This is a genomic window from Pseudidiomarina terrestris (assembly GCF_030466375.1).
Lineage (GTDB): Bacteria > Pseudomonadota > Gammaproteobacteria > Enterobacterales > Alteromonadaceae > Pseudidiomarina > Pseudidiomarina terrestris.
In genome coordinates this window covers 1,486,889-1,498,566 of sequence record NZ_JAGGJE010000001.1, presented here as the reverse complement: position 1 = coordinate 1,498,566, position 11,678 = coordinate 1,486,889, and the positions used below count along the sequence as shown (strand labels likewise).

Genomic DNA, 11,678 nt, shown 5'->3' with positions numbered 1-11,678 from the left:
TCGTAATCGCGGCTCAACATTACAGTTTGCATCGTTTTTTAAGGACAGCAGTTTGATCATTCGTAAACGTGCAGCAGCCGTGATCACCGTTTTTTTCTGTGCCGGATTATTTCTTGTCTGGATTCTCTCTAATTGGGTGGCTGACCTGGCCAAAGAGCGCTTGCAGCAAGATGCAAATGATGAATTACGCTCGCAGGTTCTGTTGGCAAAATCCAAGCTGGAATCGGCGCTGTTCCGTGATGTGTTTTTGGTCGATAGCCTGGCAACCCTGTTTAATATTGATCCGCAGGCTTCCGGCGAGAACTTTTACGAAATTAGCATTCGCTTGCTTGAACGGGCCGAGAATGTTCGCAATGTCGGTATGGCACCCAATGATATTGTTGAGAAGAACTACCCTGTGGAAGGTAATGAAAAAGCCATAGGTCTTGATTTCAGAACTGTCCCCTCGCAGTACGAAACTGTTCAGGCTGCACGCCAGGCACAAGATATTTTCCTGGCTGGTCCGCTGGAGCTGGTTCAGGGCGGGCGGGCGCTAATTGCGCGGGTTCCGGTGTTTACGGATTATCCTGCGAATGAGAATTACTGGGGCTCTTTGAGTGTGGTTATAGACTACGAGAGCCTGATGGAGTCAGCAGGTTTATCCCGTATCGAAAATGCCGAAATTGCAATTCGCGGTCGCAATGGCAAAGGTCGCGACGGTGAGGTTTTCGAGGGCACTCCCGAGACCTTTGCAAACGCCGACTATCAGGGGCCTGTCGTTGTACCTAACGGTGAATGGTGGATTGCGGCAGACTTTAAAGACAGTCTGACTAAGGAGCAGGAAAATCTATTGCAGTTGGGACGCTGGAGTCTGATCGGTATTTATATACTGCTCTTTTTCAGTGTTTGTATGCTTTGGGTTTTCTACCGTGCTGAGCGGCACAGAGCGAATGAAGATTTCTTAACGGGCTTGAGCAATCGCCGCTTTGCGCTAAGTTACCTGAACCGATTGATGAGTGAAGGTAACGATAGAAATCGGTTTTGTGTTCTGACGATTGATCTGAATGACTTCAAGGCCATTAATGATACCCACGGTCATGACACCGGTGATGACATGTTGAAACTGGTGGCCAGAGGGTTAGAGACCGCGGTGCGTGCCTCCGATATAGTGGCACGCATGGGGGGCGATGAATTCTTGGTGATTTTAAATCGCTGCAAAGATAAGGAGCAGGCCGACAAGATCATCGATAAAATTAGAGCCCAGGTTGAACGCCAGCATATTCAGGCACACGGGCTCATCCTCTATCCATCTTTAAGCATCGGCTGTGCTTGCAACTCAGAGGGCGGCCAGGATAAAGCCACATTGTTAAAACTGGCCGATGAGCGCATGTATGAGAACAAGCTCAGTATTAAGAAAAAGCAAAGCTGAGCAAGACTCAGCTTTGTGCTAACCCGATAAGATAATTGGCAAGGGCGCCCATTCCTGTTTCCCCATTAGGCTGATTGGCGCGTTGCTCTGCGGCCTGGTTGTAATTGGTGTTCGTATTCACATCGTAAACAAACAACTCGCCGTCCGCATTTTCGATAAATTCAATTCCCGCCACATCAATACCGTTATCATGCAGGAAATTCTCCAACAAGCTAAGGATCGGATGTTCGTCAAAGCGCTGGGTTAGCGTAAATTTATGCGACTGTTGATCGGTCGGACAAAACTGATCTTCGATAGAGCAATTATCTGCCGGACAAAGTTCGAAGCCATCGTCAGTGTTGACCTGTACCGTATAGACAAATCGCCGGCCAACAAATTCTGCCCGGGTAATAAAGGGCTCCCGCGGCTGAATATACTCCTGCAACAACCAGGTACCATCAAGGGGCTCGTCCAGGTCAGGGCGTTGCAAGTATTGAGCTAACTCTGACACCGTGTTGAAACGCTGCACGCCAAGCCCTTTACCCCCGCGGTTAGGCTTCACAATAAGTGGCCAATGCTCGAAAGCTTCCGCGGCGGCAACAATGGCGTCTTTACCGACCACCGCATGAGTTTTTGGCACCTGCAGGCCGGCGCGTTGTAGGGCCGCGTATTGCGAAAGCTTGCAAACTTCCAGGGCCAGTACCTGCCGCGGATTCACGACGGTGCACTCATAGCTTTCCAGCCAGGTAAGCACTGCCTTGGTCAGCTCCGGTGCAAAGCGGTGACCACGCGTGTGCGACGATGCACTCATGCGGTTGTAATAGACAGCATCCGCCGGGCGCTCGCTAAAGGGAACGCTGCCGTTATCGAGAAACCATTCAATGGCGGTCACGCCGCGCTGGCGGAACTCTTCGCGCAGCGGCACCAGCCACTCATCATTTTCATGGATAATCACGATGTCTTTCATTTGTTTCTCGCAGTTACTCGGATAATGCTGTCATTACAATCCTTTGCCAAAATCCGATCAATACCAAAAGGTTATAGCTTGGACGATGCGGTTCTAGGCGCGAACGCGCTGCGCCTGAAAAATAATTTAATTTCGCTGAACCTGAGATTTAGGTGTATTGTTTTTTTACATGAGCTTGAGATTCGCACAATTGCGTTGTTACTGGAGTTGCCGGAAGGCACGGTGAAATCCCGCTTACACAGGGCCAGAAATAAATTGAAAATCCTTTATTTAGCTGAATAGGAGAGCTAACTCATGTCGACAAATGATAAGTTTGAAGAGGACCTACAAGAGCAGTCTGCGGAGCTTAAAAAGCTGATGAGCTCGGACACCGGCCTCACCGGGTATTTGAAGGTCGGTTTTAGTTCGCGTCTTGGTTGGGTCATGGTGTTTGCTTATGCGCTGGCCATCATCTTAACCGGGTTTATTTTTTGGACGGGCTACGAGTTCTTTACCGCCGCGCCAGAGCATCAGTTATTCTGGGCCGTCTGCTTAATCCTGGTGTTTAATTCGCAGGTGGCGATCAAAACGTGGATATTTTTTGAGACCGGCCGCACCCACACTGCCAAAGAGATCCGGCGCATGGAAGTGCGTCTGGCACAGCGCCTGGGTGCCAAAGAGTTAAGCTAAGAGAAGCTGGAGGTAACGAGGGGGGGATTTGCAAAAAGCGACTTCGCTTCCTAGATTTAGTACTCACACTATGTTTGGGTAACTAAGCGAGGGAGTAGCATGTACCGATCCAGTTTTCTCATCTTTCTGCTTGGCCTATTGCTGTCATCGAACGCCAATGCGCAGCAACAGGTGCTCAAAGGCGCAACGCTTTACGATGGTACCGGCGCGGCGCCGGTGGAAAATAGTCTGATTGTGGTCGAGCAAGGCCTGATCAGTTGCGTAGGCCCTGACTGTAACTACGCCGCGGATGCCGAAATGATTAATCTTGAGGGGCATTATGTTACGCCGGGGCTGGTCGATGGGCATGTGCATTACGCTGCCAGCGGCTGGTTTGATACACGTCCTGTGTACCCATTTCTGTCTGAAACCTACGACCTGCAACAGGCTCAGTCTTACCTTCAGCAAAACCCGGAGAAGTTTGATCGGAGCTATTTGTGCTCTGGCGTGACCGCTGTGTTTGATACGGGGAGTTTTCCCTGGACCACCTCATTGCAGGAAGGCTCCATAGCCAATCCGGAGCGCCCGCGTTTTGTTGCTGCTGGTCAGCTGTTGACCCACGGTGAAACCCGGGTCAGCGAGACGGTATTAAACAACCAAGTCGCCAACGGCGTGCACGAATTCCTACCCATGAGTACCAATGAAGAGGCGCTGGCCAGTGTCGCAGTGGTCGCAGCCAGCGGTGCCAGCGCTTTAAAAGTATGGTTCGACCCATTACCTCCGGAGCGTGCGGCGGAGTACTACGAACGGCTGCAGGTGATTGCCGATGCTGCGCATCGCCAGGGCCTACAATTTATCGCCCATACGGTCAATCTGGCTGACGCTAAAGCTGCGGTGGCAGCAGGCGCCGATGTTCTGGTTCACAGTGTCTTTGCCGATCTTGTGGACGAGGAGTTTGTTCAGGCCATGGTTAAGAACGACGTGGTCTATGAGCCGACAAGTAGTTTCGGGTATACCAACTCGTTACAGACGCTCAGTATTCTGCTTGGCGAACAACCTGACTTTTATGACCCAAATCATTGCATCGATCCAAGGACGCGGCAGCTGGTCACTGAAGGACATGAAAAAATGGCCGAGTTTTACAGTAAAAACGTAAGCTCCTCAGCGTTTGTCCGTGACACTTTGCTTTATGGAGAAGAGCAATACATCGTCAAACATAATTTGCGCAAACTGCATGAGGCCGGGGCCACCATTGCGACCAGTACAGATGCAGGGAATCCGGGAATGTTCCATGGTCCGTCAATGCTTATTGAAATGAAGAATATGCAGGCGGCCGGAATTCCAGCGGCTGATGTGCTGGTAATGTCGACCAAAAATGGCGCTAAGGCTTTGGGCCTGGAACACACGCTGGGTACAGTTGAGGTGGGTAAAAACGCGGACCTGGTGGTGTTAAGCGAAGATCCCGGCAACGATGTCGCGGCCTATCGCTCCATCAAGCAGGTGATGCGTTTCGGTAAGCTGCATAAGATCGAAGATTTAAGCTACGCAGAGGCGAACGACTGAGTTATTGACTCAGTTGTTGCTGGAGGTAGTCAAGCACCACGGTCACTGCGGCCGTGGTGTATTTTCGTTCAGGGTAGAGTAAATGCACCGGGACAGGTTGCGGCATAAAATCATCAAGTGCAGTTTCAATTTGCCCCGCAGCGATCATTTCATTTAGCGAGTAGCTGGGCATATAAGCCAACCCCAGATCAGCCAGCAGTGCCGCGCGCATGGCACGATTGTCCGATACCGCAAAGCGGCCATTAACTGTTACCTGGATGAGTTGGTCATCTTCGTAAAAGCGCCACAGCTTATCCGCAGCTTTAGCACTATCGGTGATGCACTGGTGCAGGCCAAACTTGTAACTGAGTTCATGCGGGTGTTTGGGCTTAGCGTGGCTGGCAAAATAGCCTTTTGATCCGGCTAACACGATCGATAAAGGAGCTACCCGGCGAAAGTAGAAACTGGAATCTTTGAGCACGCCGCATCGAATCGCAATATCGACTTTTTCACCGACCAGATCAACGAGCCGGTTGGTGAGTTGCAAGTCAACGTCCAATTGGGGATAGGTGGCTAAGAGATGCGGTATTAAGGGAGCGATTCGTGTCGCTCCATAATTTACCGGAGCGGTCAGAGTAACGCGACCACTTGGCGTGGTGCGCATCGCACCGATATGCTCATAGGCCAAATCGGCTTCCTGCACGATTTCGCGGCAGTGCTGATAAAAGTCTGAACCGGCAACTGTTGGCGAAAGTTTGCGCGTGGTACGCACCAGTAATTTAGTTTGAAGTTCTGTTTCAAGACGCGCCACCGCTTTACTGACGGCACTTTTAGAAAGCTCAAGTTGTTGTGCTGCACGAGTAAAACTTCCAGTATCCATCACCGCTGCAAAAATGGCCATGTCGGCAAATCGGTCAAGCATCTCGGCATCCTTATTGTGTTCCGTAGGAAACAATGATTTTCACTTATCGGGTCTAATCATATTCTACGGAAACAATATACTTATCTTGCTTAAACAAACCAACACTTATTTGGAGACCGACATGAAATTCTCAAAAGACTTTTTAAAAGCTTTAGGTTCATTATCACGTGGCACCATGGTCCACCAGGGCAATTATAAAGTAGCCCAGTTCAAACAGCCGTTAATTAAGCCGCATGGCTATGATGAGCTGGTGGAGCAGCTGGTGAACCATCCAACGGCGCAGCAGTGTTGCTGTGCACCCGTTTAATTGCATCAGGCGTCCAGCCTCACGGCACAATCAGGTTTTGTGCCGTGAGGTATCCCGATCTCGGGTGCGTAAAAAGAACGCCACGACGGCAGCAGTCGCGGCCCCCATAAGTAGTGCGCCGATAACAGACTGGATGATGTAGGACTCAAGACTAAAGTACTCGCGCGCTGCCGCTGGCTCCATTAGCCCCTCATTGATGGTGTAAGCCTGCATATTGGCGAAGAAGTCCGGCGAAATGAGATAGTGCGCAATGATTTGCAGCAAAGGTGATAACGCGGCAACGACCACCGCAATGATGACCCCGCTAAGAAAACCTTCTATCCAGCGCATTTCCTGGTTAGGCAGCGAAGCTCGTTTGTCACGCAATGCCAAGACATAGATGACGACTGCGACGACGGCAAAGAGATTGGTAAAATAAGCGTGATATTCAATATGCTCATCATGCAGTCCAGTCAGGCGTTCAATCAGTAACCACACCAGAATGGCTCCGGAGAAAAGCACACCCCATTTTAATTCCTTCAGCATCGCATGTTTCCTTATTTTTATGAGTCGATGCGGCATGACTCTTTCACTTGGCTCTAGCTCAATAATAGTTCGAAAAAGCGGAAAAGAAAAACTCTCATCATCGCCGGCAAAAAGTTGATCAGGATCAAAGTTTACAGGGAGTAACCTTATAAAATACAGGGAGATTAACTAAGGAGTGCTGTATGAAAAAGTCGTTGCTAGTAAGTAGTTTAGTGGTTTTAGGTTTTGCAGGGCCTGCAGCCGCGGATATTTCAGTGAACGTCGGTGCCATTGGCGTCATGCCAAATGATGATAGTGCATCGTTACCTGTCATTGAAAGCGTCGCTGGCATGACCAGCGGAAGCACAGGAGTGAGTGTTGATAATAATACCCAGCTTGGGATCACCTTTGATTATCAGCTGGATAAAAACTGGAGTCTGGAGCTGATCGCGGCCACTCCTTTCAAACACGAAATCCACGGCACAGGTAGCCTGGCAGGCTTAAAAATTGGTGAGACCAAACATTTACCGCCAACCTTGCTGGCGCAATACCATTTTGACATCGGCAGCGAACGTGTGGCCCCCTTTGTTGGGCTAGGTGTTAACTACACGACTTTCTTTGAGGAAAAGGTGAGCCCGGAACTGGCAAGTGTGTTGACGGATCTGGCTGTGGTTACAGCAAATGACAGTGTGGATTTAGCACTTTCAAACAGCTGGGGCTATGCGCTGCAAGCTGGCGTAAATGTCGAAATGACCGAGCGCTGGGGCTTGCATTTGATGGTCAGTCGTATGGCTATCGATACGGTCGCAGATGTTCGTATTAACGGCACGACCATTGATTCTGCTGCGGTGGATATTGATCCGACTGTGGCCATGCTTGGAATTCGTTATCGTTTTTAAGGAGGCAGATCATGCAACTGCTAAAAGCGTTTTTCACTGATCCGGTGATTTTCTTTCCCTTTACCGGTTTAGCCATTTTGCTTGGTATTTGCATCTTTTACGCGGTGTATTTCATCTCAAAAATGTCTGAATCAGCGTGATCAAAGTTTTGCTGACCTCCGTAAACACTACTGAGTGACGAAAGTTCGTAACGGAGGTCAGCCTTTGTCTGCAAAGTTAATTTTATTTTACGATGGGGGCTGCCCTCTGTGCGTTCGCGAAATGCGCCATCTCAAGGCTCTCGATAAACAGGGCAAGATTCAGTTTGAAAGTATCTGGGCTGACAATTTCTCTGTGCGCTTTCCAGCGATCGATGTCACCGAAGCCAACCGAATACTGCACGGGTTAACTCCTGACGGCAAGATGATTTACGGACTTGATGTCACCTATGCGGCCTGGTCTGCAGTCGGACGTGGCTGGCTGGTTGCGCCGCTGCGCTGGCCGGGTATACGCTGGCTGGCGGACAAAGGTTATCTGGGATTTGCCAGGCACCGAAACGTACTCTCCAAATTAATCACAGGTAAAGAGCGCTGTCTGCCTTGTTCTTTGGATGAATAAAGCCGCAGTATAGAGGTAGGGTCAACAAGGGATTGTTAGACTAAGCGGCGGGTGCTCCGCTCGCGGGAGCACTCACTCACTCCTACTATCAGTAGCTGTTCATCCCCATCATACCAAAACCGACACCGAGCATTGCCATACCAAAACCAAGTACTATTGCGATGAGCATCCACAATAACGTAGCCTTGGCCCAGTTTGATTTAGAGGGTTTAGTACCGCTTGAAAATGCCCAAATGATCAGTGCGATGATGTTTACAATTGGAATAAACGTGAGCAAGAGCGTCAGCATCCACTCGCCGACACTGACAGTGCTTGAGCTATCGAAACCTTGATGATCCATAGTTATTGTCCTTGTTATTGTTAAGAAAGTGGAACAACATTAAGACCTTAGGCGCACGGCTAAATCGTGTCAATTAAAAATAAGAGTGATCAAAGATGAATCGCAGTTTAGTACTCATTATATTGATAATGGTGGCACTACTAGGGAGCTGTTCAGTTATGGCCAAGGATTTTACAATCGTCGTCGTTCGGCACGCAGAAAAAGCCGTTGCCGAGAGTGACCCTGCATTAAACAGTAAGGGCAAACAGCGTGCTCAGCTACTTGCGGAGATGCTGAGCAAACTGGATCTCGAAGCGGTCTACAGCACACCATTTCAGCGCACAGAGCAGACCGCTCAGCCGGTGGCAAAGCGTTTTGATCTGGCTGTGCAGAACTACAAGGCGGGTGATGGAGAGGTGCTGGTAGAGAAACTGCTGGCCGCTGAGCAAACCGCGCTGGTCGTGGGGCACAGTAATACAGTACCTGGGATCGTTGGCGCCCTCGGTGTGGAGGTTGAAAGCATGACTGAAAAGGAATACGGCGATGTGTTTTTACTTCATTTTCGGGACGGGCAGCCCCGCTTGCATCGTCTGATGATCCCAATGATCGAAGAAAAAGAGTGAGCGTGGCTTTGCTCACTCTTCCTGATGGGCAATCTCAATCCGGTTGCGGCCATTATGTTTGGCGCGATAAAGGGCTTTATCCGCGCGCCTTATCAAGCTAGCTGCGGTTTCACCCGGATGGTAGGTTGCACCACCAAAACTACCAGTTACAGAAAGATTACTGACCAGGTCGTGGAGGTCGGCGTTCATCAACGTGGTACGGATGCGCTCACAAATGGGCACCAGGTTTGCTGTTTGTGCACCAGAAAGTAAGATGGCAAATTCTTCTCCGCCCCAGCGCGCGATCATGTCACTTTCGGGTGCTGAATCACGGATAAGCCTCGCCACGCGCTTGAGAACCTGATCACCGGTGGTATGCAAATAACGATCGTTTACCTCTTTAAAGTGATCCAAGTCCATTAAAATTAATGCCAAAGGTTGTTGCCCACCATGTTGTGCAACCTTTTGCCGCAATAGCTCATCGAAAGCTCTGCGATTGGCAAGTGTGGTCAGACTGTCCTGATGTGCCAGTTGCTGTAACGTCTCGGTCTGCTCACGCACCAGCTGCTGTAACCGCTCTTTACTGCGGGTAACCGTATAAATACGCAGTTGAAACGCCAGCCAAACTAGCAGTAATGACGCTAAAGCCAACGCCACCCAGATGCTCGGTCGCTGCCAGAGCGTAGGCAGCTTGTGCACAGTGAAAGTTGCTGAATCACTCCATTCGCCATTGGGGTAAGCTGCCTGAACCTGAAAAATAAAGGCCCCCGGAGGTAACTCTGTGTATGAGGCAATGAGCTGAGAGCCTGTTGGCTTGACCCAGTCCTCGTCATAGCCCGCGAGTTGCATACGGTAAAGGATGCTTTCCGAGTATTGATAACCCAAGCCGACAAACTGAAATTCGATACGGCCACTGTCAGGCTCAAGATAGGTGTTTTCCGAAATGGCATGGCCGTCACTAATGACCTTTTCGATCACTGGTTGTGGCGGCGTCTGTCGAATCGCCTTGCTTTGTGCGGGACTGTAATGGCCTGCACCGCGCGAAGTTGCCACCCAGAGTTCTCCGTCTTTGGTGACCAGCATTGGCGGTCCACCGGTATTGATTTGGGCACTGGCCAGGCCATGATGGTGTTGATAAAACGTATGGGGCAGGGGGGTCGCAGGGTTATCATCATTTATAGCAAAGTCAAAGTCCTGGGCCGCCACATAAATTAAGCCTCGTCCTGAAGCAAGCCAAAGGTCACCTTTGTGATCACGGATGACATCAAAATACTTAATCGTCGGTAGTCCATTGTCTGCGTCGAAAACCTGCCACCTGTCCAGCTTTTTGGTGTAAACCAACAAGCCCCGGTCGGAGGTGATGTAAATACGCGCTTCATCCTCATAGAAACCAAAAATAAACTCAGCGTTACTGACTGAACTCACGTCAATGGGTTCAATTTTGCCATTGGAAAGTTTAGATAGGCCGCGCATACTGCCAATAAGTATCTCACCACTGCGCGTCTGGTGGAGGGCATAAATTACTTCATCTGGCAGCCCGTCATCGACACCAAAATAGCTAGGTGTAGCCAGGGTCCCATCGTCATTCATACGACTCTTCAGGACTCCAACAGACGTCGCTGCGTAAAGATAACCGTCACCGGAAATGAGTAAGCCACGAATATCGTTACCTGGAAAGCCGCTGTTCTCATTGTAGTGTGCGATTTCCCTGCCGTTTTCCAGCACATAAAGTCCGTTGGTATAAGTGCCGATATAAAGCCGCTGGTCACGGTCATACGCGAAACTGAGGATACTTTCCGAGCGCACTCTACTGCTGGTATCGAGAGGTAACACGGCTTCATCTTTGATGCGTTTTATGCCGCCCAGACCACCGACCAGTACACTGCCGTCAGGAGCTTCAGTTAGCGCTCTGACGTAGTCGTAACCTAGACCACTTTCGCCATGATGGCTATGGAACTGGGCCTTGCGAAATTGCACTAACCCGCGATGGGTGCCTACCCAAAGTGTATTCTCACTATCCATGAAGATACTGAGAATGTGATTATTCGGCAGGCCCTCCGCGATTGTGACCATTTGCGGCGATGAGGGTGTCAGCGTGGAGATGCCGTGCTCGTGCGTGCCAATCCAGAAACTACCCTCGGGTGCCTGATAGAGCTCGGTGATGGTACTTGGATACTGAGCCGGCCACTCTGTAACACTTAAGTCATCGGGGTCGACGACAAAAATGGCGCGACCAATACTGATATAAATCGCCCCGTCCTGGGCGGCAACGATGCCAAAACTGTAGCCTTGAGGAAGTTGTTCGAGAGTTCTGAAGCGATTAAGCTGCGCATCGAAATAGGCTACACCCGCATCTGTTCCAGCCCAGATACGTCCGCGTTGGTCCTGCTCCAACTCAAGGATTTTAGCGCTGGGCAAGCCTTGGGTTTTGTCGTACTGGGTGCGGGTATCACCGCACTCGCGGACAACACCAGTGTTGACGGTTGCGTACCAGGTGCAATCTATAGACACAAAGAGAGCGTAATCAACACGGTCAAAGACACGCGGCTGGGGCGTCCAATAGCCGCCGGTGGGGGAGCTTTGGTAATAACTCACACCGCCACGGGTGCCGGTCGAGATCATTTGTTTCGTAAAAGGGTTCTCGGCAACGTATAGCGAGCCTGGGTCGGGCAGGCCTGTTTCTTCTGCAAATAATTCAAAATTGCGGCCGTTAAAACGCACCGGACCTTCCCAGCTGGCGATCCAAAGGTAGCCCTGGCTGTCCTGGGTGATGTGATTGACTGAGTTGTGAGGTAGCCCGTCGTTAGTGGACCAAACACGCAGTGCCCGATCCCCCAGCGGAGGGGCATCAAGTTCAGTTCCGTTAACGGTGCAGACCGTAAAAATTGCCAACACCAGGGTAATTACTTGTCGGTACGCTATGGGCATTAGTATCAAGTTCCGTTAAGCTTAGGCTATCGGTACAATCGGCATGAATTATAAGC

The 11,678-nt window shown here is 50.3% G+C and carries 14 protein-coding genes; 9 read left to right on the top strand and 5 right to left on the bottom strand.

Annotated elements, in window-relative coordinates; genetic code table 11:
- The first annotated feature begins 52 nt into the window (after nt 1–52).
- Nucleotides 53–1,408 (top strand): diguanylate cyclase domain-containing protein, encoded by a 1,356-nt coding sequence (locus J6J28_RS07190; protein ID WP_301720698.1) that lies wholly within the window; start codon nt 53–55, stop codon nt 1,406–1,408.
- 7 nt (nt 1,409–1,415) lie between these two features.
- Here J6J28_RS07190 and J6J28_RS07185 read toward each other — a convergent pair whose 3' ends face one another.
- Nucleotides 1,416–2,354, bottom strand: a complete 939-nt coding sequence (locus tag J6J28_RS07185; RefSeq protein ID WP_301720697.1) for an ATP-grasp domain-containing protein — start codon at nt 2,352–2,354, stop codon at nt 1,416–1,418.
- On the opposite strand from J6J28_RS07185, the gene J6J28_RS12745 reads away from it, so the two are divergent.
- The 3 genes from J6J28_RS12745 (at nt 2,331) to J6J28_RS07175 (ending at nt 4,565) form a co-directional block, all read left to right on the top strand.
- Nucleotides 2,331–2,636 (top strand): sigma factor-like helix-turn-helix DNA-binding protein, encoded by a 306-nt coding sequence (locus J6J28_RS12745; RefSeq protein ID WP_418055167.1) that lies wholly within the window; start codon nt 2,331–2,333, stop codon nt 2,634–2,636. The genes J6J28_RS07185 and J6J28_RS12745 overlap by 24 nt on opposite strands.
- A gap of 12 nt (nt 2,637–2,648) precedes the next feature.
- A complete protein-coding gene (locus J6J28_RS07180) occupies nt 2,649–3,023 on the top strand; it encodes a DUF6768 family protein (RefSeq protein ID WP_301720696.1) in 375 nt (124 codons plus the stop codon).
- 99 nt (nt 3,024–3,122) lie between these two features.
- Nucleotides 3,123–4,565, top strand: a complete 1,443-nt coding sequence (locus tag J6J28_RS07175; protein ID WP_301720695.1) for an amidohydrolase family protein — start codon at nt 3,123–3,125, stop codon at nt 4,563–4,565.
- A gap of 1 nt (nt 4,566) precedes the next feature.
- Here J6J28_RS07175 and J6J28_RS07170 read toward each other — a convergent pair whose 3' ends face one another.
- On the bottom strand, nt 4,567–5,466 hold the full coding sequence (locus J6J28_RS07170; protein ID WP_301720694.1) for a LysR family transcriptional regulator: 900 nt from the start codon (nt 5,464–5,466) through the stop codon (nt 4,567–4,569).
- Between the two features lie 121 nt (nt 5,467–5,587).
- Here J6J28_RS07170 and J6J28_RS07165 point away from each other — a divergent pair, with 121 nt between their 5' ends.
- Nucleotides 5,588–5,773, top strand: a complete 186-nt coding sequence (locus J6J28_RS07165; RefSeq protein ID WP_301720692.1) for a hypothetical protein — start codon at nt 5,588–5,590, stop codon at nt 5,771–5,773.
- A 30-nt stretch (nt 5,774–5,803) separates the two neighbouring features.
- Here the strand turns inward: J6J28_RS07165 and J6J28_RS07160 are convergent, their stop codons facing one another.
- Nucleotides 5,804–6,298 (bottom strand): DUF4199 domain-containing protein, encoded by a 495-nt coding sequence (locus J6J28_RS07160; RefSeq protein WP_301720691.1) that lies wholly within the window; start codon nt 6,296–6,298, stop codon nt 5,804–5,806.
- A 182-nt stretch (nt 6,299–6,480) separates the two neighbouring features.
- Between J6J28_RS07160 and J6J28_RS07155 the strand changes: the two genes are divergently transcribed.
- From J6J28_RS07155 to J6J28_RS07145, 3 genes are all read left to right on the top strand, one after another.
- Entirely contained in the window at nt 6,481–7,176 is a 696-nt protein-coding gene (locus J6J28_RS07155; RefSeq protein ID WP_301720690.1) for an OmpW/AlkL family protein, read from the top strand.
- Nucleotides 7,177–7,187: 11 nt separating this feature from the next.
- Entirely contained in the window at nt 7,188–7,316 is a 129-nt protein-coding gene (locus J6J28_RS07150; protein WP_301720689.1) for a DUF3149 domain-containing protein, read from the top strand.
- 64 nt (nt 7,317–7,380) lie between these two features.
- Nucleotides 7,381–7,773, top strand: a complete 393-nt coding sequence (locus J6J28_RS07145; protein ID WP_301720688.1) for a thiol-disulfide oxidoreductase DCC family protein — start codon at nt 7,381–7,383, stop codon at nt 7,771–7,773.
- Nucleotides 7,774–7,861: 88 nt separating this feature from the next.
- On the opposite strand, the gene J6J28_RS07140 is transcribed toward J6J28_RS07145, so the two are convergent.
- Nucleotides 7,862–8,113 carry a hypothetical protein gene (locus J6J28_RS07140; RefSeq protein WP_301720687.1) on the bottom strand — a complete coding sequence of 84 codons (252 nt, stop codon included), beginning with the start codon at nt 8,111–8,113 and terminating at the stop codon, nt 7,862–7,864.
- Between the two features lie 158 nt (nt 8,114–8,271).
- Between J6J28_RS07140 and J6J28_RS07135 the strand changes: the two genes are divergently transcribed.
- Nucleotides 8,272–8,715 (top strand): SixA phosphatase family protein, encoded by a 444-nt coding sequence (locus J6J28_RS07135; protein WP_301720685.1) that lies wholly within the window; start codon nt 8,272–8,274, stop codon nt 8,713–8,715.
- A gap of 12 nt (nt 8,716–8,727) precedes the next feature.
- Here the strand turns inward: J6J28_RS07135 and J6J28_RS07130 are convergent, their stop codons facing one another.
- Nucleotides 8,728–11,622, bottom strand: a complete 2,895-nt coding sequence (locus J6J28_RS07130; RefSeq protein ID WP_301720683.1) for a ligand-binding sensor domain-containing diguanylate cyclase — start codon at nt 11,620–11,622, stop codon at nt 8,728–8,730.
- Nucleotides 11,623–11,678: the final 56 nt, after the last annotated feature.